The sequence below is a fragment of the Streptomyces sp. NPDC002698 genome (genome assembly GCF_042888945.1).
In the GTDB taxonomy this organism is placed as follows: domain Bacteria; phylum Actinomycetota; class Actinomycetes; order Streptomycetales; family Streptomycetaceae; genus Streptomyces.
The window spans coordinates 25,771-47,934 of the sequence record NZ_JBIAQM010000039.1 but is presented as its reverse complement, the minus strand read 5'-3'; the positions used below and the strand labels follow the sequence as shown (position 1 = coordinate 47,934).

The following is a 22,164-nucleotide window of genomic DNA, read 5'->3' as shown; positions in this document are numbered from 1 at the left end:
TGTGTGCGCGTGGGACTGCTGACCCGGGAGTTTCCGCCGGACGTCTACGGCGGTGCGGGCGTCCATGTCGAGTTCCTCGCAAGGGAGTTACGCGCCCTCACCGAACTCGACGTGCACTGCTGGGGCGAGGGCGGCACCGGCGGAGTCGTCCGTCACCGGCCCTGGTCCGCGCTCGACGGCGCCAACGACGCCCTGCGCACCTTCTCGGTGGACCTCTCCATCGCCGCCGCGCTCGAAGGCCGCGATCTCGTCCACTCCCACACCTGGTACGCCAACCTCGCGGGACACTTCGGAAAGCTCCTGCACGGCATTCCGCACGTGATGACCGCCCACTCCCTCGAACCGCTGCGCCCCTGGAAGGCCGAGCAGCTCGGCGGCGGCTACGCCCTCTCCGGCTGGGCCGAGCGCACCGCCATCGAGGCCGCCGACGCCGTGATCGCGGTCTCCGGCGCCATGCGCGACGACATCCTCGGCTGTTACCCGGGCCTGGACCCGGCGAGGGTGCGCGTCGTGCACAACGGCATCGACACCGCCCTGTACCGGCCCGACCACGGCACCGACGTCCTGGAGCGGATCGGCCTGGACACCGCTCGCCCGTACATCCTGTTCGTCGGCCGTATCACCCGGCAGAAGGGCGTGCCCCATCTGCTGCGCGCGGTACGGGACATCGACCCGGCCGCCCAGGTGGTGCTGTGCGCGGGCGCCCCCGACACCCCGGAGATCGACCGCGAGTTCCGTGATCTGTACCGGGAGTTGAGTGCCGTGCGGGACGGCGTGCACTGGATCCCGCAGATGCTGCCGCGGCCCGACGTCATCCAGCTCCTCACCCACGCGGCCGTGTTCGTGTGTCCTTCGGTGTACGAGCCGCTCGGCATCGTCAACCTGGAGGCGATGGCCTGCGGGACGGCGGTGGTCGCCTCGCGGGTCGGCGGCATTCCCGAGGTGGTCGAGCACGGCGAGACGGGCCTTCTCGTGCCGCTCCGGGACGACTTCGAGGCGGGACTCGCGGCGGCCCTGGACTCCGTGCTCGCCGACCCCGGCACGGCCCGGCGGATGGGCGAGGCCGGACGGCGGCGCGCGGTGGGCGAGTTCGGCTGGGACGCGGTGGCCCGCAGGACCGTCCGGTTGTACGAGGAAGTCCTCAAAGCGGGGTAACCGTTCGGACAGGCGAACTTCAGGAACGCGGGGCGGGTCCGGACGGCCGGGCGCGGCCCGATCGGGCGTAGAGGGGCGGCGGCATGCGGCGCGGTGGACCTTCGGTGCTGGGAATCGTACTGGCGGGCGGTGAGGGCAAGCGGCTGATGCCTCTCACCGCGGACCGGGCGAAACCGGCGGTGACCTTCGGCGGTACGTACCGCCTCGTGGACTTCGTCCTCTCCAATCTCGTGAACGCCGACATCCTGCGCATCTGCGTGCTCACGCAGTACAAGTCGCACTCGCTGGACCGGCACATCACCACCACGTGGCGGATGTCGAGCCTGCTCGGCAACTACGTGACCCCGGTTCCGGCCCAGCAGCGGCTCGGGCCCCGCTGGTATCTCGGCAGCGCGGACGCGATCCTCCAGTCGCTCAACCTGATCCACGACGAACAGCCCGAGTACGTAGCGGTGTTCGGCGCCGACCACGTCTACCGCATGGACCCCCGGCAGATGCTCGCCCAGCACATCGAGAGCGGGGCGGGCGTGACGGTGGCCGGAATACGGGTGCCGCGCTCGGAGTCGTCGTCCTTCGGCGTCATCACCCCCGGTTCCGACGGCCAGAGCGTGCGGGGCTTCCTGGAGAAGCCCGCCGACCCGCCGGGCCTCGCGGACGACCCCGGGTGCGTCTTCGCCTCGATGGGCAACTACATCTTCACCACCAAAGCCTTGGTCGAGGCGCTCCAGCGGGACGCCGAGGACGACAGCTCCGTGCACGACATGGGCGGTTCGATCCTGCCCGCGCTCACCGGCCGGGGCGAGGCGCGGCTCTACGACTTCAGCGACAACCACGTGCCCGGCGAGACCACCCGCGACCAGGGCTACTGGCGTGACGTGGGCACCCTCGACGCGTACTACGACGCCCACATGGACCTGATCGCCGAGCGGCCCGCGTTCAACCTGTTCAACCGGAGCTGGCCCCTCTACACCAGCTCGGGGCAGCTCTCGCCGGCGCGGTTCAACGCGGGCGGCATCGCCAGCGAGTCCATCATCAGCGCGGGGTGCCTGATCCGCGGGCAGGTGACGCGGTCGGTGCTGTCGCCGGGTGTGGTCGTCGACCCCGGGGCGGTGGTGCAGGGATCGGTCCTGCACGACAACGTCAAGGTGGGGCGGGGCGCCGTGGTGCGCGGCGCGGTGCTCGACAAGAACGTCGAGGTGCCGCCGGGCGCGACGATCGGCGTCAACCCGGAGCGCGACTCCGACCTCTACACGGTCTCCAAGGCCGGAGTGATCGCCCTGGGCAAGGGCCAGCGCGTGCCCTGACCGGGCCCGCGGGGGCCTCGCGGAACATCACGGGCCTCCCGGGAAGGCCGGCCTCAGTCGCCGTGCCCCCGGGCACGGCGACTTCCGGCCGTTGTCAGCCCTCGCTTGTCATGTCCCTGGACGAGGTTCGGAATCCCGTGCTGTCATGCCAACTGCCGTCGATGACAACGTCGTACAACTCTGACAACGATGTCATCGCGCGGGGCGGTCCAGAACGTGCCGCGCGATGACGCGACGCGTCACGCCGGATCCCTCCGGTTGCCCGGAAAGCGGGTCCCCCGCCCCGACCATGCATGAGGACAACGATGTCGATCACCCACCGGAGGTCTCCCGCATGAGATGGACCCGGCGCCTGCGCCTGTGCACGGCGGGACTGGTGACAGCCTCCGCGCTGTTCGCCCTGCCCACCGCACAGGCCGCCGAGCCGCGCGACGGCCAACTCACCGACCTGGTCAATCCGTTCATCGGCACCCAGAACGAGGGCAACACCTATCCCGGCGCCGCCGTGCCCTTCGGCATGGTGCAGTTCTCCCCGGACACCGGCCACAACACCGGCTACGACCACTCCCAGAACCACATCCGCGGCTTCTCCCTCGTCCACCTCTCGGGTGTCGGCTGCGGCCTCGGCGGCGACCTGCCCGTCCTGCCGACGACGGGGGACATCACCCGGACGGACGACGCGCAGTACGCGGCGGAGTTCGGCCACGACACCGAGGAGGCGCACCCCGGCTTCTACCGGGCGGACCTGAAGTCCGGGATCGGGGCCGAGCTGACGGCCACCGCGCGCACCGGCGTGCAGCGCTACACCTTCCCGGCCACCGACAAGGCCAACGTGCTGCTGAACGCGGGCCAGTCGCTGCACCGGACGGTCGCGACCAAGGTCGAGATCCTGGACGACCGGACCGTCCGCACGGCGATCACCGGCAGCGGCTTCTGCCAGGGGACCGGGCCGTACACGGTGTACACGATCACCCGCTTCGACCGGCCGTTCACCACCTCGGGCACCTGGAACGGCGACACCGTCACCGAGGGCTCCAAGGAGACGGCCGGCACGACCGGGCGCACCGGGGCCTTCGTGCGCTTCGACACCACCGGGGACCGCACGGTCGAGGCGACCACCGCGCTGTCGTACGTGGACGCCCGCGGTGCGGCCGTCAACCTCCGTTCCGAGGGCGGCCGTTCCTTCGACACGGTCCGCGCCGCCGCCCGCCGCGCCTGGGAGGACCGGCTCGACGACGTCCGCGCGACGGGCGGCACCGACACCCTGCGCCGCACCTTCTACTCGTCGCTCTACCGTTCGTTCCTCGCGCCCAACATCGGCAGTGACGCCGACGGCCGCTACACCGGCTGGGACCAGCGGATCCACCGGGCCGAGGGTTTCACGTACTACCAGAACTGGTCGCTGTGGGACACCTACCGCACCCAGTCGCAGCTCCTCTCCCTGCTCGCGCCCCGAGAGGCCCGGGACATGGCGATCTCGGTGATCAGGATCGACGAGGAGAGCGGCTGGCTGCCCAAGTGGGGCTACGGCACGGTCGAGACGAACATCATGACCGGCGACCCGGTCACCCCGTTCCTCACCAACGCCTACCAGCAGGGTCTGCTCAAGGGGTACGAGGAGCGGGCGTACCGCGCGCTGAGGAAGAACGCCGACGGTGTGCCGCCCGCCGACTCGCCGACCGTGGGCCGCGAGGCCAACAGGGAGTACATCGCGAACGGCTTCGCCCCCTACGTCAAGGGCCGCCCGCACGCCAAGCCCGGCGACTCGGACTACGACCACGGCGCCTCCACGACCCTGGAGTACGCCCTGTCGGACGCCGTGCTCGGCGTGATGGCACGGGACCTGGGCCACGACGAGGACGCGGCGCGCTACCTGGCGCGCTCCCAGAACTACCGCGCGATCCACGACCCCTCGACCGGCTTCTTCCGCGCCCGGGACGCCGCCGGGGCCTTCACCGGACCCGCCGACCCGGCCCAGAGCGTCGGATTCCACGAGGGCACGTCCTGGCAGTACCAGTGGCTCGTGCCGCAGGACCTGCCGGGCATGGTCGACCTGATCGGCGGCAAGCAGGCCGCCAACGACCGGCTCGACGCGTTCTTCGCCTACGGGCAGTTGCTGAAGGACCCCGCGAAGACCGCCCGCGAGGTCTGGGTCAACGGCCCGTACGCCTACTACAACGCCGACAAGTACAACCCGCAGAACGAGCCCGACCTGATCGCCCCGTACACCTACCTGTCCACCGGGCAGCCCTGGAAGACGACCGACGTCGTGCACGCGGCGCTGACCCTGTTCACCGACGCGCCGACCGGCATGACCGGCAACGACGACCTCGGCACGATGTCCGCCTGGAACGTCCTGTCGTCCATCGGGATCTTCCCGGTGCAGCCCGGCTACGACACCTGGGGTCTGTCCACGCCCGTCTTCGAGCGGGTCGACCTCACCCTCGACCGGCGCTACTACCCGCGCGGTGCCCTGACGGTCACGGCCCCGGGCACCTCGGACACCGACCGGTACATCCGGTCGGCCAGCCTCGACGGCTCGTCGTACGGCCGTACGTACCTGACGACCGGCACACTGAAGAGCATCCGGTCCCTCGGCTTCACGGTCGGTCCGGAGCCGTCCGAGTGGGGAACGGCCGCCTCGGCGGCACCCCCGGTCCTGAAGTGACGTCCCACCCGTCCTGAGGCGGGCCGGTCCCGTCCCTCGTCCGAGGGGCGGGACTTAATCCGCTGTTAACTGTGCGTAACTTGATCGTACTTGACCGTAATCACCAGTCCGGGTTTGACTGCAAGTTCACCCGTCGTCGACGCGAGAGCAAGCCCTTGATCTCCGACCTCCTCGCACCACTCGACCTGGCGTTCTGGAACATCGAGTCCGACCGGCACCCGATGCACCTCGGAGCCCTCGGTGTCTTCGCCGCGCACTCGCCCACCGCCGGCGCCCACGCGGCGGACCTGCTCGCGGCCCGCGCCGCCGCCGTCCCCGGGCTGCGCATGCGCATCCGCGACGTGTGGCAGCCCACCGCACCCCTCGCCTTCGGCGGCGCGGCCCGCGAGCCCGCGCCCGGCTTCGAGCCGCTGGACCACGTCCTGCTGCACAAGCCGACCGCCGACTTCCACGCCGAGGCCGGCCGGCTCATGGAACGCCCGCTGGAGCGCGGCCGTCCCCCCTGGGAGGCGCACGTGCTGCCCGGCGAGGACGGCACGTCCTTCGCGGTGCTCTTCAAGTTCCACCACGCGCTCGCCGACGGGCTCAGGGCGCTGATGCTGGCCGCCGCCATCATGGACCCGATGGACCTGCCGGAACCCCGCCCGCGCCCCGCCGAACCGCCCCGAGGGCTCTTCCCGGACGTCCGCAAGCTGCCGGGGCTGGTCCGCGACACCCTCTCCGACGTGGGCCGCGCCCTCGACATCGGCACGTCGGTGGCCCGCGCCACACTCGGCGCGCAGTCCTCGCCCGCCCTCACCTCGTCGCCCACCGGCACCCGGCGCACCGCCGGGGTGGTCATCGACCTCGACGACGTGCACATCGTCCGCAAGACCGTCGGCGGCACCGTCAACGACGTCCTGATCGCCGTCGTCGCGGGTGCCCTGCGCCGCTGGCTCGACGAGCGCGGCGACGGCAGCGAGGGCGTCTCCCCGCGCGCCCTGATCCCCGTCTCCCGGCGCCGGCCGCGCACCGCGCAGCCACAGGGCAACCGGCTCTCGGGCTATCTGATACGGCTTCCCGTCGACGACCCGGACCCGCTCGGCCGGCTGCGTGCCGTACGGACGGCGATGGACCGGAACAAGGACGCCGGACCCAACAGGGGCGCGGGAGCCGTCGCGCTGCTCGCCGACCACGTGCCCCCGCTCGGGCACCGGCTCGGCGGCCCGGTCGTGGGCCAGGCCGCACGCCTGCTGTTCGACATCCTCGTCACCAGCGTGCCGCTGCCCAGCCTCGGCCTGAAGCTCGGCGGCTGCCCGCTCACCGAGGTCTACCCGTTCGCCCCGCTGGCCCGCGGCCAGGCCCTCGCGGTGGCCGTCTCGACCTATCGGGGCAAGGTCCACTACGGGCTGGTGGCCGACGCCGAGGCCGTTCCCGACCTCGATCTGCTGGCCCGTTCCCTGGCCGAGGAGGTGCGCGTACTGATCACCGCTTGCACGCCATGATCACAACGGGTTTGGTGCCGCGCGCGATTGGTCCGTAAAATTCCGCCTTCGAAAGCGAGCGCGGTTCGAACGCGGCGCACAACCCGAGGAACGGCAGCGATGACGGTGACAGAGGACGGCCGGGCGACCCCCGCCGTGGACACGACAGATGTGGCGGACATCGCGTTCGGTCCCGGCATCGACCCCGAGCGGCTGGCCGTCTGTCTCGGCGTGCTCGACGAACTCGAGAAGATCGACGTCGACCACCCCGACGCCATCGCCGTGCGCCGCGCCACCGCCGGCGTCTACCGGACCGTGAAGCAGCGCCGCCGCCAGGAGCGGCGCGCCGCCAAGACGGCCCACGACAAGCAGGTCACCGAGTCCACCGCGACCGGCTCCGCCCAGCGCATCGACGACGAGACCGAGGGCATCCTGCCGTCGTCGGTGACGGAGGAGGGCAAGATCGCGGGGATACTCCAGCGCCCGCGCTCCTGCTACACCTGCAAGACGCGGTACGTCGAGGTCGACTACTTCTACCACCAGCTCTGCCAGGACTGCGCCGCCCTGAACCGCTCCCGCCGCGACGCCCGCACCGACCTCACCGGCAAGCGGGCGCTGCTCACCGGCGGCCGTGCCAAGATCGGCATGTACATCGCGCTGCGCCTGCTGCGTGACGGCGCGCACACCACGATCACCACGCGCTTCCCGAACGACGCGATCCGCCGCTTCAAGGCCATGGACGACTCGGCGGACTGGATCCACCGCCTGGAGGTCGTCGGCATCGACCTGCGCGACCCGGCCCAGGCCGTCGCGCTGGCCGACCGTGTCGCCGAGCAGGGCCCGCTCGACATCCTGATCAACAACGCCACGCAGACCGTGCGCCGGCTGCCGTCCGCCTACGCCGCGCTCGTCGAGGGCGAGAGCGCGCCGCTTCCCGCCGGTGAACTGCCCGCCCGCGAGATCATCGGCGCCTTCAACTCCGGAGCGGTCGACGGACTGACCGCGCTGCCCGTCGGCGTGTCCGGCCTCGAGGCGCAGAAGGTGGCCGATCTCGCCCTGGTCGCCGGCAACGCCAGTGTGGTCCGCCATCGCGAGGGCACCGCCATCGACGCGGGCGGCCTGCTCCCCGACGTCGTCGAGAGCAACACCTGGGTGCAGACCATCGAGCAGATCTCCCCGGTCGAGCTGCTCGAGACCCAGCTCTGCAACTACACGGCGCCGTTCATCCTGATCAGCAAGCTGCGGCCGCAGATGGCCGAAGCCGCCCGCGCGGCTGCCGCGGGGCGCGCCTACGTCGTCAACGTCTCCGCGATGGAGGGCGTGTTCGGCCGCGGCTACAAGGGCGCGGGCCACCCGAACACGAACGCGGCGAAGGCCGCCATGAACATGGTGACCCGTACCAGCGCCCAGGAGATGTTCCAGACCGACGGCATCCTGATGACCTCGGTCGACACCGGCTGGATCACCGACGAGCGCCCGCACTACGACAAGCTGCGCCTGGCCGACGAGGGCTTCCACGCCCCGCTCGACCTCGTCGACGGCGCGGCCCGCGTGTACGACCCGATCGTCCGCGGCGAGCTGGGCGAGGACCTGTACGGCGTCTTCATGAAGGACTACGCGCCCGGCAAGTGGTAGGACCGCCGGTCACGGCGCGGACCCTCGCCGCCCGTCGGGGGTCCGCGCGCGCAGCCGTTCGTGGACGGCGTGGGCGGGGGAGCCCGGGTAGGCCGCTCTCACCCGCGTCCCCCCGTCGACCAGCAGATCGGCACCGGTGATCCATCCGGCCGCGTCGGAGACCAGCCAGGTCACGGCGCGGGCGACGTCCTCGGGCTGTCCGATGCGGCCGAGCGGGAGCCCGGCGCCCAGTTCGTCCTCGGAGTCCTCCCAGACGAAGCGGGCCATCTCGGTACGGACGAGGCCGGGGGAGACCGAGTTGACCCGCACCTTCGGGGCCAGCTCGCCGGCCAGCTGCCCGGTCAGATGGAGCAGGGCGGCCTTGCTGGTGCCGTACGCGCCGACCTGGGGACCGACGTGTCCGGCGCCCTCCGTGCAGACATTGACCACGGCCCCGCCGTGCTCGCCCATCCAGGCCCGCCAGGCGCACTGCACCAGTCGCAGCGGTGCCTCGACGTTCACGGCGAACGCGTCGCGCCAGCGATCGGGGTCGGCGTCCATGAGCGGGCCGTAGGGCTGGTTGGTCGCCGCGTTGTTGACCACGATGTCCAGGCGTCCGAAGGCGCGCAGGGTCACCGCGGTCAGTTCCGTCAGATGCGCTCCGTCGGTGACGGAACCGGCGAGGCCGACGCCGCCGACCCGTCCGGCCGCGCGCCGCACCGCGTCCGGGTCCCGGGCGCTCACGCACACGCGCACCCCCGACGCGGCGAGCGCCTCGGCGACGGCGAGACCGATTCCGCGTGAGGCGCCGGTGACGATGGCGGCCCTGCCCTCCAGACCGTACGGCGACGTCATCCGCGTACCGTCTCATGACGGGCCGTCAGCCGACAGGCCCCGGCGACGGCCGCTTCCGGCGGGCGGGCGCGGCGGGCGCGGGCAGGACGCCGGCACCTGTCAGTCCGCGGCTCCCAGTCGCGCGGAACGTTCCGCCACGAGTTCCAGCAGGGTGCGCCAGTCCTCCAGTTCCCCGGCGTACAGGCCGGGGACCTTGCCGGCGTCGTCCGCCTGCCACAGGGTCATCGCGTCCTCGGCCAGCGGGTCGTGCTCGAACGCGGCCGCCTCGTGCCGGGTCATCGCGGCATCCGGGGCGAGCGTGTCGCGCGGGGACGGCCCGGGGCCCGGTGGGGCTGCCGCCAGATAGCGCCCCGCCGCGACGTGCAGCCGGACGAGACCGGAGACGCGCTCGCCGAGGAGCGGCCGTACCGCGTCGGCGGCCAGGTCGGCGTGCCCGGCGTCGGCGCCCGGCCTGAGCAGATGCCCGATGTCGTGCACCAGGCCCGCGACCTGGAGTTCCTTGTCGCTGGGGTGGCCCCGCCGCAGCAGTGCGGCGGTCTGCAGGGCGTGGTCGTGCAGATCGACGGGAACGCCCGCGGGCGTTCCCCCGCCCGGGTGAGGCCGGGAGCGGGTGAGCTCGGGAATGTCGTGGACGCCCCGGCAGGCGTGCAGCAGGTTCATCAGCTCCTCGACGCTGCGCAGCTCCATGCGTCAGTCCTCCCGCGAGAAAGGCCGTTGCCGTGCGACAGCACAGCATGGCCTCCTTGCGAACCGGCCAACGGGAACTGAACTGCGTGGCGCCTTCGGGCCGGATGCGCGCGACGGCCGTCGGCCGACGGTGATTCACGCGTGCCATGACATACCCCGACACACCCCTCCAGGGGCGATATTGAGCCGAATGGGTGGCCGCGAAGAGGGCATCATGTTTCAAATCACCGCAGATCGTGGCCTGATGGGCCCTGGATGACGTGTGACAGTAACCTCACGTTTTCAGCCCCATAGAGCGGGGTGCCGCTCATTTGGTTAGGCTGTAGCCGACGGACAGACTTACTGGGGTCCACCCACACCCACGGTCCGTCCCGGGACAAGCCGGTCACCACGGCCTGCTCTCACACGAGTTACCGGCGCCACCGCGTCCCTAACTGCTTCGACTCATACCCGAGCGGCCGTCAGGCGACCCGAGAGCACCGGGCCCTAACGTCCCGAGGGTGACCCGACACATAAGGAGTGCGCGGTGACACCAGAGAAGACGAATCTCGATCAGGGCCCCAAGGAACGCAGGGAGCACCTCGGCGGTGGGTCCGACACCAAGCTCGGAAGCCTGGACGTGTGGGCCAGGTCCGCCCCGATCCGCCTCGCGGGCTACGAGGACGACCTCGCCGAGCCCCACATCCTGCCCAGCGTCGACTGACCGACGCCAGGAGCCGGCGCGACCGGACACGGCACGGGAGTGCCGGACCCGCGCGCATGCCGAACAGGAGAAGCCGCGGCCGACGACCGGCCGCGGCTTCGGCATGTGACGCCGCCTCCCGGCCTGACGGCAACGCCCTCCGGCCGGACGGCACCACCTTCCGCCCCGGCGAGAGTGCGTGCATGGCGTCGCCGGGCAGACGGGAATTGTCAGACAGGCCCTAGCCGAGCGGAGCCGTACGCCGCCACGGGTGCAGCACCTCGAGCTGCCCGGCCACATCGAGCAGAGCCGCCTCGGAGCCGGGCAGGCCGACGAGCTGGACGGCACAGGGGGCGCCGCCCGGCAGCCTTCCGAACGGAACCGACATCGCGGGCCAGCCGGTGAGGTTCCACGGCGGGGTCATCGGCGAGTAGTTGGTGTTGGCCAGGACATTGCGCAGCCAGCCCCGCTTGTGCCAGTCGACGGAGGCGGGACCGCGCCGGGCGAGCGCCGGGGTGAGCAGCACGTCGTACTCCGCGAAGAACGCCGCCAGACGTCCGCGCAACTGCTCGCGGCGTTCCCCCTTGCGGGCACCCGTCACGAAGCGGCGGCCGACCGCGGCGTGCACGCGGGTGCGCCGGGCCAGCCTGCGCGGGTCGAGGTCCTCGGCGTCCACCGCGGTGCCCGCCGTCCAGTGCGCGAGCGAGGTCGTGCCCAGCCACAGCGGGTACGGCGGGTTCGCGGTCCGCACCCGGTGACCCGCCTCGGCCAGCAGGGCGGCGGCCTCCCGGGCGGCGTTCGTATACGGCCGCGTGACGTGAATTCCGGCCAGCGGGCTGCGTACCGACAGGGCGATCCTGCGGGTGGCGGGCTCCGCGGGCGGGGCCGGCTCGATGTCCGCGAGGAGGGCGAACATCAGCCGCGCGTCCTCGACCGTCGTGGCCAGCGGGCCGTTCTCCGACATGCCGAACCAGTCGCCGTGACCGATCCCCGCGGGAACCACCCCGTGGCCCGGTTTCAGGGTCACCAGACCGCAGTTGGCGGCCGGGATGCGCAGCGAGCCCATGCCGTCGTTGCCGAGCGCGATCGGCACCATCGCGGCGGCGACCGCCGCGGCGCTGCCGCCCGAGGAGCCGCCCGCCGTACGGGACAGGTCCCAGGGGTTGCGCGCGTTGCCGTACACGCCCTCCGTGGTGCCGAAGACGCAGAGTTCGGGCACGTTCGTCAGTCCCACCACGACGGCGCCCGCCGCGCGCAGCCGGGCCACGGCGACGTGGTCCTCCTCGGCGAGGGCGTCCGGGGTCGCGGCGGAACCGTTGCGGGTCTGCTCGCCGCGCACCGCGAGGTTGTCCTTCACCGCCACCGGCACACCCGCCAGGGGGAGCCGGCCCAGGTCCCTGCCGGCCAGCTCGTCGGCCTCCGCGAGGGCGGCCCCGGCGCGGACCGTACGGAAGGCGCCGACGCGCCCGTCGAGGCGTTCGATCCGCGCGAGGTGTTCGGCCACCACCTCGCGGGGGGTGACCCTCTTCTCGCGTACGGCTGCGGCGATCTCGGTGGCGGTCCGGCCGGGCCAGGTGGTCACGGGCGCTCCTCACTCGTTTCGTACTGGTGAGTAGTTACGGGAGCACTCTGCCCACAGTCCGGGCGCCGCGTCGAGGGTCCGGGCCCCCGGCCTTCGGACCGGAGCGCGTCCGACGCTGTACGCGGACGGGTACCGGGGGAGATCCTCGGGACCGAGCATTCCTCCGCACCCGGCCATGGACCCCTGCCGCCGACGGAAAGGCCCGCCGTGCCTCCGACCTCCGCCCGCGTCGTCGCGGTCGACACCCACGACATCCGCTTCCCCACCTCGCGCGCGTTCGACGGCTCGGACGCGATGAACCCGGACCCCGACTACTCGGCCGCGTACGTCGTGCTGCGCACCGACGCCCCCGACGGAGCCGAGGGTCACGGCTTCGCCTTCACCATCGGGCGGGGCAACGACGTCCAGGTCGCCGCGATCGACGCGCTGCGAGGACACGTCGTCGGACGGTCCCTCGACGAGCTGTGCGCCGACCCCGGCTCCCTCTCCCGGGACCTGGTCGGCGACAGCCAACTGCGCTGGCTCGGACCGGAGAAGGGCGTGATGCACATGGCGATCGGCGCCGTGGTCAACGCCGTGTGGGATCTGGCCGCACGACGCGCGCACCGACCGCTGTGGCGACTGCTCGCGGAGGCCGATCCCGAATGGCTCGTCGGGCAGGTCGACTTCCGCTACATCACGGACGCGCTGACCCCCGAGGAAGCGCTGGAACTGCTGCGCCGGGGCAGGGAAGGCTCCGAGGAGCGCGCCGCGGCCCTGCGGGCACGCGGCTTCCCCGCCTACACGACCTCGCCCGGCTGGCTCGGCTACAGCGACGAGAAGCTGACCCGGCTGGCCGTCGAGGCCGTCGCCGGGGGCTTCCGGCAGATCAAACTGAAGGTGGGCGCGGACCTGGAGGACGACCTGCGCCGCTGCCGCGCCGCCCGTGCCGCGGTGGGCCCGGACATCCGAATCGCCGTCGACGCCAACCAGCGCTGGAACGTGGACGAGGCGATCACCTGGACCAAGGCGCTCGCCGAGTGCGGGCCCTACTGGATAGAGGAGCCGACCAGCCCCGACGACATCCTCGGCCATGCCGCCGTGCGCGCGGCGGTCGCCCCCGTCAAGGTCGCCACCGGCGAACACGCGCACAACCGCGTCGTCTTCAAACAGCTCCTCCAGGCGGGTTCCCTCGACGTCCTCCAGATCGACGCCGCCCGGGTCGGCGGAGTCAACGAGAACCTCGCCATCCTGCTCCTCGCCGCCAAGTTCGGCGTCCCGGTCTGCCCGCACGCCGGTGGTGTGGGCCTGTGCGAACTCGTCCAGCACCTCGCGATGTTCGACTTCGTCGCCCTGTCCGGCACCACCGAGGGCCGCGTCATCGAGTACGTCGGCCATCTGCACGAGCACTTCACCGAACCGGTGGTGATCCGCGACGGCCACTACACCGCGCCCACCGCGCCGGGCTTCTCCGCCGCGATGCGGCCCGAGTCCGTCGCGGAGTTCACCTATCCCGGCGGCACCTTCTGGGCCGCCGACCTCGCCCGGCGGACCGCCGACGACCCGAAGGGAAACGCCGTATGACGGGCTCTCAGGACTTCGACGGACTCAAGGCGCTGGTGACCGGGGGCGCTTCGGGGATCGGCCGGGCGGCCGCCGGTCTCCTCGCGGCCCGCGGCGCCCGGGTCGCCGTCCTGGATCTCGATCCATCGGCCGTCGAGGAGCCCCTGACCGGCTACCGGGCCGATGTCACCGACGACGCCTCCCTGCGGGCGGCCGTCGCCGCCGCGGTCGCGGACCTGGGCGGCCTCGACATCCTGGTCAACAACGCGGGCATCGGCGCCCGCGGCACCGTCGAGGACAACGACGACGAGGAATGGCACCGGGTCCTGGACGTCAATCTCCTCGGCATCGTGCGGACGACCCGCGCCGCCCTTCCCCACCTGCGGGAGTCCGCGCACGCGGCCGTCGTGAACACCTGCTCGGTCGCTGCCACGGCGGGCCTGCCCCAGCGGGCGCTGTACTCGGCGTCCAAGGGTGCCGTCCTCGCTCTGACCCTGGCCATGGCGGCCGACCACGTCGGCGAAGGCATCCGCGTCAACTGCGTCAACCCCGGTACGGTGGACACCCCTTGGGTCGGCCGGCTCCTGGACGCCGCTGCCGACCCGGCCGCCGAGCGTGCCGCGCTGGAGGCCCGCCAGCCCACCGGCCGTCTGGTGTCGGCACCGGAAGTCGCGGGCGCCATCGCCTACTTGGCGAGCCCGCTGTCCGGATCCACCACCGGCACCGCGCTCGCGGTGGACGGCGGGATGCAGGGCCTGCGGCCGCGCCCGGCGGTCCGGTGAACACCCTCGGCAGGAGCGGCGTCCCCGTCACCGGGCTGTCCTTCGGCGCCGCCGGCATCGGCAACCTGTACACCGAGGTCACCGACGAGCAGGCGTACGAGGCCGTCGGCGCCGCCTGGACGAGCGGCATCCGCTACTTCGACACCGCCCCGCACTACGGCCTAGGCCTCTCCGAACGGCGCCTGGGCGCGGCCCTGCGCGGCCTGCCCCGCGCGGAGTACACCGTCTCGACCAAGGTGGGCCGCCTCCTGGAGCCCGTGGACACCGGCGGCGACGACCTGGCCGACGGCTTCGCGGTGCCCGCCACGCACCGCCGCGTATGGGACTTCAGCGCCGACGGCGTACGACGGAGCCTGGACGCCAGCCTCGAACGGCTCGGCCTGGACCAAGTGGACGTCGTCTATCTGCACGACCCCGACGACCATGCCGAGCAGGCCATCCGCGAGGGCTACCCCGCGCTGGAGGAACTGCGCTCGCAGGGTGTGGTCGGAGCGATCGGCGCGGGCATGAACCAGACGGAGACGCTCACCCGGTTCGTCCGCGAGACGGACGTCGACGTGGTGCTGTGCGCGGGCCGCTACACCCTCCTGGACCACGGCGCGCTCACCGGACTGCTGCCCGCCGCCCGGGACCGCGGCACCTCCGTCGTCATCGGCGGCGCCTTCAACTCCGGCCTGCTGGCGGACCCGAGACCGGGAGCGACGTACGACTACGCTGTGGCATCCGACGAGTTGCTCGACCGTGCCCTGCGACTGAAGGAGATCGCGGGACGCCACGGCACCAGCCTGCGCGCCGCAGCCCTGGCCTTCCCGGCCGCCCACCCGGCGGTGACGAGCGTCCTGGCAGGCGCCCGTTCGGGGGCCGAGGTCCGCGACTGCGCCGAGCGGTTCGCGACGCCCGTGCCCCCGGACTTCTGGCGCGAACTGCGCACGGAGGGTCTGCTCCCCGCCACCGCGCCCGTGCCCGCACCGGAGCCTTCGTGACCGTCGACGCGCACCACCACGTCTGGGACCTGTCGGTCCGCGACCAGGAATGGATCACCGGCCCCGGACTGCGGCCCCTGCGGCGGAACTTCGGGATCGCCGACCTCGAAGCGCCGGCCGCGGCCGCCGGGGTGGACCGCACGGTCCTCGTCCAGACGGTCACCGTGGCCGAGGAGACCCCGGAACTGCTCGCGCTCGCGGAGCGCACTCCCCTGGTCGCGGGCGTGGTCGGGTGGACGGACCTGACCCGGCCGGACGTCGCCGACGAAATCGCGCGGCTGCGGAGCCTGCCCGGCGGCTCTCGTCTCCGGGGCGTCCGCCACCAGGTCCAGGGCGAACGCGACCCCGGATGGCTGCTGCGCCCCGACGTGCGGCGGGGACTGGCCGCCGTCGCGGACGCCGGGCTCGTCTACGACCTGGTCGTCGTGCCCCGCCAGCTGCCCGCCTGCGTACGGGCGGCCGCCGAACACCCCGGACTCGTCTTCGTGCTGGACCACCTGGGCAAGCCGCCGATCGCCACCGGCGCCCTGGACCCCTGGGCGGGCGCCGTCCGTGAGCTGGCCGCGCTGCCCAACACGGTCTGCAAACTCTCCGGGATGGTCACCGAGGCGGATCCGGCGCGCTGGACCACCGACGACCTGCGGCCGTACGCCGACACGGTCCTGGAGGCCTTCGGCCCGGGACGGACGATGTTCGGCTCCGACTGGCCCGTGTGCACGCTCGCCGCGACGTACGGCCAGGTGGTCGAGGTGGCGCGGGCGTTGACGGCAGACCTGGGCGAGAGCGGGCGCCGGGCCGTCCTCACCGCCACGGCCACCCGCGTCTACCGCCTCTGACCGGCGGTCGCCGGCCGCGCGCTAACGCGGCACCTCCCGCTCGGCGGCGCCCTCCAGCCGCGTCGGTGGGAGGAAGTCGCGCACATAGGCGCGGTGCCAGCACGCGCCCGTCTCGCGGAGCTCGTGCCACGTCGTGTACCGGTAGCGGAAGAGGCGGGCGCGAATGTAGCGGGGCGGGGCGTCGGCGGGGAACGGGGAGCGGCGGAGGAGCCGCAGGGTGTCACGGTCGTTCTCCAGGAGCCGTTCCACGAGAGCCGAGAACCAGGTTCCGGCGTAGCCGGGAGACAGCGCCACGAACCACATCAGCCAGTCGAGCCGCAGATGGTACGGAGCGAACTGGCGCGGCCAGTACCGCGGAGCGCCGGGCTTGCCCTTGAACTCGTACTCCCGCCAGTCCGCGTCCTCGCGCGGCACCTCGTCCGCCGTGCCCTCGACGATCACCTCGTGACGCACCCTGCTGACACTGCCGAACGCCCCGTAGGTGTTCACCAGGTGGAGCGGGTCGAAGGAGCGGTTCATGACCTGCCGCCGGGAGACCATATTGCGTGCCGGACGGTAGCCGAGGGCCAGCAGACCGGCGGCCACCACGAGGACGACCACCTCGTACCACAGCGGCGCGGCGGGAGTCCGGGGCGCGGTGCCGGGGAGTTCGGTCACGCTCAGGGCGAGCACGATCGTCGTCCAGTTCAGCCAGGAGAAGTTGCCGGACAGGACCAGCCACAACTGGGTCAGGATCATCAGCGAGGCCGCCGCCGTCGCGACCGGCTGCGGAGTGAACAGCAGCACGGGGAGCACGAGTTGGGTGAAGTGGTTCGCGGCCACCTCGATCCGGTGGAACGGCCTGGGCAGATGGTGGAAGAACCAGCTCAGCGGACCCGGCATCGGCTGGGTCTCGTGGTGGTAGTAGAGGCAGGTCAGGTTCCGCCAGCAGGCGTCGCCCCGCATCTTGATCAGCCCCGCGCCGAACTCCACCCGGAACAGCACCCAGCGCATGAGGAACAGCACGACGACCGGTGGCGCCACCTCGTCGTTGCCGAGGAACACCGCGAGGAAGCCCACCTCCAGCAGCAGCGACTCCCAGCCGAACGCGTACCAGGTCTGGCCGACGTTGACGACCGACAGGTACAGGGCCCACGGGAGGAGCCACAGCAGCATCGCCCCCCAGAGCGGCAGATACCCGTCGAGCCCGGCGGCCAGCGCCACCGACACCGCGCAGCCCGTCCAGCACCAGGCGGCGTAGAAGCGGTCCGAGTAGCGCCAGTGGAAGACACTCGGCGCGTCCCGGAACGCGACGTGCCGCACGAAGCGGGGCACCGGCAGCATCCCGCGCTCCCCGGTCAGCGCGCGGAACTGCAGGGCCGCGCCCAGGAACGCGACCAGATACAGCACGGCCAGCCCCCGCTGGAACACCAGCCGGCTCAGCCAGTAGTCGGGTGCGACGAACCACTCCATGGCGGGTGCTCCTCTCCTCTCCATTGTGACGCTGGGTGACCGATTTCCGCTTGCGTGCGCCAAGAGAGTGACGCAGACAATGAGGCACCAACTGCCCGGGACGGACGGGAGAGACGTGGTGCACATACCCACCAGGACCTTTGTCGCGACCTGCGCGTTCGCGGCGGCACTCCTTGTCGTAGCGGGCTGCGGCGGCGGTGGCGGGGGCACGGCGCCGAACGGATCCACCGGCGAGGTGCTCCTCCAGCCCCTCGCGGTCCAGGGGCCCGACCCCTTCACGGCGCCCACCGACACCACCCCCGCACCCCCGCCGCCCGTCACCCGAACGCCGCAACCGTCGCCCACCGGCACCCGGGGGGCGCGCACCGTCTCGGGCGCCACCCCGGGCCTGTACGGCGGCACCCGCAACGCCGGCAGCTGCGATGTCGCCCGGCAGATCAGGTTCCTCGCCGCCGACCGGGCCAGGGCCCGCGTCTTCGCCGAACTCTCCGGGATCTCCCCGGAGTCCGTCCCGGACTACCTGCGCCGGCTCACCCCGGTCGTGCTCCGCGCCGACACCGGCGTCACGGACCACGGATTCGCCGCAGGGCGGGCCACCGGCTTCCAGGCCGTCCTCCAGGCCGGCACGGCCGTCCTCGTCGACGACCGGGGCGTACCCCGGGTCCGCTGCGCCTGCGGCAACCCGCTGGGCCGGCCCACGAAGGCCGGCGGGAACCCGGACACCCGGGGCAGGCCCTGGAGCGGGTACCGGCCCGCCCAGGTCGTGACGGTGACGCCGGCGCCCGCCGTCATCACCGACATCACGATCGTCGACGTCGCCGACCACACCTGGATCGAGCGGCCGGTCGGGTACGAGGGCCACCGGCACGACCACGCCGTACCGCCGCCCGAGAGCCCGGACCCGCTGCCGCACGACTCCGCCACCGCGCGCGAGCCCTCCGCCGGCACCTCGCCGGGCGGCCGGAGCCCGTCCCCCGACGCCTCCGCGTCCGACTGCCCCACGCCGACCGCGACGGTGACGGTGACGCCGACACCGGGGACAGGGGAGGGCACCCCGGACGAGAGCACCGGACCGGGCACCGCGCCCACCGCCGTGCCGACGGACGGCGCCGCCATGGACGTGGCCGGGCCGGGCCGCTCCGCACGATCGAGCGCCGAGCCCTCGCACTGCCCCTCGGCCACCGTCACGGCGGCGCCGACGACGGCGCCCGCGACCACCGCGGCCCCCTCGGGCGACACCACGGATCCGCCGACCGGCCCGGCCGACCCCGGCCGCTCCGGCTCACCGGAGCCCCCGGCACCGCGGGAACCGTCCGACGAGCCGGGCACCCCCACCGAGGACACCGGCCCGGACAGCCCCGAGGCACCCGACGGCGGGCTGATCCCCGACGGGCCGACCGGTCCGGACAGCGTCTTCGACGTCTCGGCCGACACCCCCGGCAGGTGAACACCCTCGCGTCCGGGGGGCCTGGAACCAGGCCCTCCAGAAGTCGAACAATCGGGCAAATGCTGGCATGGTGGCCCCATGGTTGATCGGGGAGCGAGCGCCCTGTCACTCCCGGACGACTGGCCCGCCCACCCGGATCCGATCCTGGCGCTCAACCGCATGGGCAGCTTCGACTGGGACCTGGACACCGGTCTGATGCAGATGGACGCCCAGGCCCACGAGATCTTCGACATGCGCCCGGACGAATACGACGGGCAGCCCGCCACCCTGGGCATCCGTGTCCCGCCGGCCGAGTCGCGACGGCTCGACACGATGGTCTCCCACGCGCTCAAGGACGGCAGCGAGAACTACGGCGCCTACTTCCGTATCCGCCGCCGCGACGGAGCTCTGCGCTGGACCCACACCCAGGGCTACATCCGCCGCGACGACAACGGCAGGCCGCGCCGCATCATCGGCATCGTCCGTGACGCCACGGCGGAGCTCGACGAGAGCGCGGCGCGCCGTGAACAGGCCGCCCAGAACGAGGTGCGGCGCCAGCAGACCAGCGTCGTCCAGCTCACCACGGCCGCGCTGGCCCACGCCGTCACCGTGCAGGACGTCATCGACGTGCTCCAGGACACCCACGGCCTCACCCACCTCGGGGCGGCCAGCCTGGTCATGGGCCTGGTGGAGTCCGGCCGCATCCGCATGGTCGCCACCGGCCCCGAGCACAGCTACGTCCCCGGCACCCGGGTCACGCGCCTGGACGCGCAGTACCCGATGAACGAGGTCGTACGGACCCTCGCACCGCACTTCATCGAGTCGCCCGAGGAGTTCGCCGAGTCGTATCCGCTCCTGTGGCCGAACATCACCGGTCTGAAGATCACCTCGGCCGCCTATCTGCCGCTCATCGTGCAGGCGCGCCCCATCGGCGCGATCGGCCTGCTCTACAACGACCGGCACGGGTTCTCGGAGGACGAGCGCAACGTCCTCGTCGCGCTCGGCAGCAGCATCGCCCAGAGCCTCCAGCGGGCCATGTTCTTCGAGCAGGAGAAGGACCTCGCCCAGGGCCTCCAGCAGGCCATGCTGCCGCGCTCCATCCCCAGCGTGAGCGGCGCCGACATCGCCGTCCGCTACCGTTCCGCCTCGCTCGGCCGCGACATCGGCGGCGACTGGTACGACCTGATCCCGCTGCCCGGCGGACGCGTCGGCGCCGTCATCGGCGACGTCCAGGGCCACGACACGCACGCCGCCGCCGTCATGGGCCAGCTCCGCATCGTCCTGCGCGCCTACGCCGCCGAGGGCCACACCCCGGCCACCGTGATGGCCCGTGCCTCGCTCTTCCTCCACGAACTCGACACCGACCGCTTCGCGACCTGCCTGTACGCCGAGGTCGACCTGTCCACCGGAGTGACCCAGCTCGTCCGGGCCGGCCACATCGACCCGCTCGTCCGCTCCACCGACCGGACCTGCCGACGGCTGCCCCTCGAAGGCGGCCTGCCGCTCGGCCTGTCCGCCGAGTTCGGACGCCTCGAATACCCGGTCTCCACCGTCGAGCTCGACCCCGGCCACACCCTGCTGCTGTGCACCGACGGACTCGTCGAGGAGCCGGGTGTCGACCTCGACGAGGGGATGCGCATCCTCGGCGAACTCATCCGCAGTGGCCCGGAGGACGTCAGCGACCTCGCCGACCGGCTCATCGACATGGCCGAGGACCGCGGCGGCGACGACGACGTCGCCCTGCTGCTCCTGCGCCGCCACGGTCTGATCGACCAGCGCTCGGGCGGACGCCTCCAGCAGCATGTGGCGCCCGGCGACCCGGAGGCGCTCAGCGAGGCCCGCCACATGATCCGGGCCGCCGTCCGCGCGTGGGGAGCCCGGGACCGGGCCGACGAGATCGAGCTGGTCGCCGACGAACTGATCACCAACACCCTCATACACACCGAGGGTTCGGCCATCGTCACCCTGCGCGTCCTGGCCGGATCCGACCGCAGACTGCGCGTCGAGGTCGAGGACTCCTCCAGCGCGCTGCCGCGCCGCCGCGAGGCGGGCGAGTCCGGTGTCTCGGGCCGCGGACTGCTGCTCGTCGACCGCCTCACCGACGTGTGGGGCGTCGAGGCGCGCGGCGGCGGCAAGGTCGTGTGGTGCGAGTTCATGGTCCGGGAGCGCACCTGACGCCCGGCGTCGTCCGGTCCCTGGCGTCGTCGGCGCCGGATGGCACTCTGGACGTATGCCGGAACTGCCCGAGGTCGAGGCGCTCAAGGATTTCCTGGCCGAACGTCTCGTCGGCCGCCGCGTCGTGCGCGTGCTGCCCGTCGCCGTCAGCGTCCTGAAGACGTACGACCCTCCCGTCTCGGCCCTGGAGGGACGCGAGGTCACGGCGGTCCGCCGGTTCGGCAAGTTCCTGGACATCGGCACGGACGGCCCGCACCTCGTCACGCATCTGGCCCGTGCGGGCTGGCTGCACTGGAAGGACACGCTCCCCGACGGCCCGCCCCGGCCCGGCAAGGGGCCGCTCGCGCTGCGTGTCGCGCTGGAGACCGGCGAGGGCTTCGACCTCACCGAGGCGGGCACCCGGAAGCGGCTCGCCGTGTACGTCGTCGAGGACCCGGAGCGGATTCCCGGCGTGGCCCGGCTCGGCCCGGACCCGCTAGCCGACGGCTTCGACGAGAAGCGGTTCGCCGGACTGCTCCAGGACGAGCGGCGCCGGCTCAAGGGCGCGCTCCGCGACCAGAGCCTGATCGCGGGTGTGGGCAACGCCTACAGCGACGAGATCCTGCACGCCGCCCGGATGTCCCCCTTCAAGATCGCCTCCTCGCTGACCCCCGAGGAGACCCGGCGGCTGTACGAGGCGCTGCGCGGCACGCTCGCCGAGGCGGTGGAGCGCTCCCACGGGCTGGCCGCCGGGCGGTTGAAGTCGGAGAAGAAGAGCGGTCTGCGCGTGCACGGGCGAACGGGGGAGTCCTGTCCTGTGTGCGGTGACACCATCCGCGAGGTCTCCTTCAGCGATTCCTCGTTGCAGTACTGCCCGACCTGCCAGACGGGCGGCAAGCCGCTGGCGGACCGGCGGATGTCCCGGCTGCTCAAGTAGACGGACCGGGCGGGCGGTCCCTCGGTGCCTCGGGCGGTGAAA

General features: G+C 72.4%; 17 protein-coding genes. 13 read left to right on the top strand and 4 right to left on the bottom strand.

What is annotated here, in order from left to right; translation table 11 throughout:
• Nucleotides 1-3: 3 nt before the first annotated feature.
• The 5 genes from glgA to ACFYW9_RS34885 all read left to right on the top strand — a co-directional run bounded on the left by glgA (nucleotide 4) and on the right by ACFYW9_RS34885 (nucleotide 8,225).
• Nucleotides 4-1,155, top strand: coding sequence for a glycogen synthase (glgA, locus tag ACFYW9_RS34905; RefSeq protein WP_351869268.1), 1,152 nt, complete (start codon nucleotides 4-6; stop codon nucleotides 1,153-1,155).
• Between the two features lie 83 nt (nucleotides 1,156-1,238).
• Complete coding sequence (gene glgC, locus ACFYW9_RS34900; RefSeq protein ID WP_351869144.1) at nucleotides 1,239-2,459, top strand: glucose-1-phosphate adenylyltransferase; 1,221 nt, start codon at nucleotides 1,239-1,241, stop codon at nucleotides 2,457-2,459.
• Between the two features lie 334 nt (nucleotides 2,460-2,793).
• Entirely contained in the window at nucleotides 2,794-5,127 is a 2,334-nt protein-coding gene (locus ACFYW9_RS34895; protein WP_389159073.1) for a GH92 family glycosyl hydrolase, read from the top strand.
• 155 nt (nucleotides 5,128-5,282) lie between these two features.
• Nucleotides 5,283-6,611 carry a wax ester/triacylglycerol synthase family O-acyltransferase gene (locus ACFYW9_RS34890; protein ID WP_389159071.1) on the top strand — a complete coding sequence of 443 codons (1,329 nt, stop codon included), beginning with the start codon at nucleotides 5,283-5,285 and terminating at the stop codon, nucleotides 6,609-6,611.
• A gap of 99 nt (nucleotides 6,612-6,710) precedes the next feature.
• A complete protein-coding gene (locus ACFYW9_RS34885) occupies nucleotides 6,711-8,225 on the top strand; it encodes an SDR family NAD(P)-dependent oxidoreductase (RefSeq protein ID WP_351869135.1) in 1,515 nt (504 codons plus the stop codon).
• A 9-nt stretch (nucleotides 8,226-8,234) separates the two neighbouring features.
• On the opposite strand, the gene ACFYW9_RS34880 is transcribed toward ACFYW9_RS34885, so the two are convergent.
• Nucleotides 8,235-9,059, bottom strand: a complete 825-nt coding sequence (locus ACFYW9_RS34880; protein ID WP_389159069.1) for an SDR family oxidoreductase — start codon at nucleotides 9,057-9,059, stop codon at nucleotides 8,235-8,237.
• Nucleotides 9,060-9,158: 99 nt separating this feature from the next.
• Complete coding sequence (locus ACFYW9_RS34875) at nucleotides 9,159-9,746, bottom strand: HD domain-containing protein (protein WP_389159067.1); 588 nt, start codon at nucleotides 9,744-9,746, stop codon at nucleotides 9,159-9,161.
• Between the two features lie 526 nt (nucleotides 9,747-10,272).
• On the opposite strand from ACFYW9_RS34875, the gene ACFYW9_RS34870 reads away from it, so the two are divergent.
• Nucleotides 10,273-10,449 carry a hypothetical protein gene (locus ACFYW9_RS34870; RefSeq protein ID WP_328445530.1) on the top strand — a complete coding sequence of 59 codons (177 nt, stop codon included), beginning with the start codon at nucleotides 10,273-10,275 and terminating at the stop codon, nucleotides 10,447-10,449.
• Nucleotides 10,450-10,669: 220 nt separating this feature from the next.
• Here ACFYW9_RS34870 and ACFYW9_RS34865 read toward each other — a convergent pair whose 3' ends face one another.
• Nucleotides 10,670-12,010 (bottom strand): amidase, encoded by a 1,341-nt coding sequence (locus ACFYW9_RS34865; RefSeq protein ID WP_351869126.1) that lies wholly within the window; start codon nucleotides 12,008-12,010, stop codon nucleotides 10,670-10,672.
• A gap of 207 nt (nucleotides 12,011-12,217) precedes the next feature.
• On the opposite strand from ACFYW9_RS34865, the gene ACFYW9_RS34860 reads away from it, so the two are divergent.
• Genes ACFYW9_RS34860 through ACFYW9_RS34845 form a run of 4 tightly spaced genes read left to right on the top strand, consistent with a single transcriptional unit; the run spans nucleotide 12,218 to nucleotide 16,153 of the window.
• Complete coding sequence (locus ACFYW9_RS34860; RefSeq protein WP_389159065.1) at nucleotides 12,218-13,573, top strand: enolase C-terminal domain-like protein; 1,356 nt, start codon at nucleotides 12,218-12,220, stop codon at nucleotides 13,571-13,573.
• Entirely contained in the window at nucleotides 13,570-14,334 is a 765-nt protein-coding gene (locus tag ACFYW9_RS34855) for an SDR family NAD(P)-dependent oxidoreductase (RefSeq protein WP_389159063.1), read from the top strand. The genes ACFYW9_RS34860 and ACFYW9_RS34855 overlap by 4 nt, the downstream gene beginning before the upstream one ends.
• A complete protein-coding gene (locus ACFYW9_RS34850) occupies nucleotides 14,331-15,317 on the top strand; it encodes an aldo/keto reductase (protein ID WP_389159061.1) in 987 nt (328 codons plus the stop codon). Before ACFYW9_RS34855 ends, ACFYW9_RS34850 begins: the two co-directional genes overlap by 4 nt.
• Nucleotides 15,314-16,153 (top strand): amidohydrolase family protein, encoded by an 840-nt coding sequence (locus ACFYW9_RS34845; protein WP_389159059.1) that lies wholly within the window; start codon nucleotides 15,314-15,316, stop codon nucleotides 16,151-16,153. Before ACFYW9_RS34850 ends, ACFYW9_RS34845 begins: the two co-directional genes overlap by 4 nt.
• Nucleotides 16,154-16,174: 21 nt before the next feature.
• On the opposite strand, the gene ACFYW9_RS34840 is transcribed toward ACFYW9_RS34845, so the two are convergent.
• A complete protein-coding gene (locus ACFYW9_RS34840; RefSeq protein ID WP_389159057.1) occupies nucleotides 16,175-17,605 on the bottom strand; it encodes a lipase maturation factor family protein in 1,431 nt (476 codons plus the stop codon).
• A 115-nt stretch (nucleotides 17,606-17,720) separates the two neighbouring features.
• Here ACFYW9_RS34840 and ACFYW9_RS34835 point away from each other — a divergent pair, with 115 nt between their 5' ends.
• The 3 genes from ACFYW9_RS34835 (at nucleotide 17,721) to ACFYW9_RS34825 (ending at nucleotide 22,122) form a co-directional block, all read left to right on the top strand.
• Nucleotides 17,721-19,052, top strand: coding sequence for a DUF6777 domain-containing protein (locus tag ACFYW9_RS34835; RefSeq protein WP_389159055.1), 1,332 nt, complete (start codon nucleotides 17,721-17,723; stop codon nucleotides 19,050-19,052).
• A gap of 78 nt (nucleotides 19,053-19,130) precedes the next feature.
• A complete protein-coding gene (locus tag ACFYW9_RS34830) occupies nucleotides 19,131-21,206 on the top strand; it encodes a SpoIIE family protein phosphatase (protein ID WP_389159053.1) in 2,076 nt (691 codons plus the stop codon).
• A gap of 55 nt (nucleotides 21,207-21,261) precedes the next feature.
• Nucleotides 21,262-22,122, top strand: coding sequence for an Fpg/Nei family DNA glycosylase (locus ACFYW9_RS34825; protein WP_389159051.1), 861 nt, complete (start codon nucleotides 21,262-21,264; stop codon nucleotides 22,120-22,122).
• The last annotated feature ends 42 nt before the right edge of the window (nucleotides 22,123-22,164 follow it).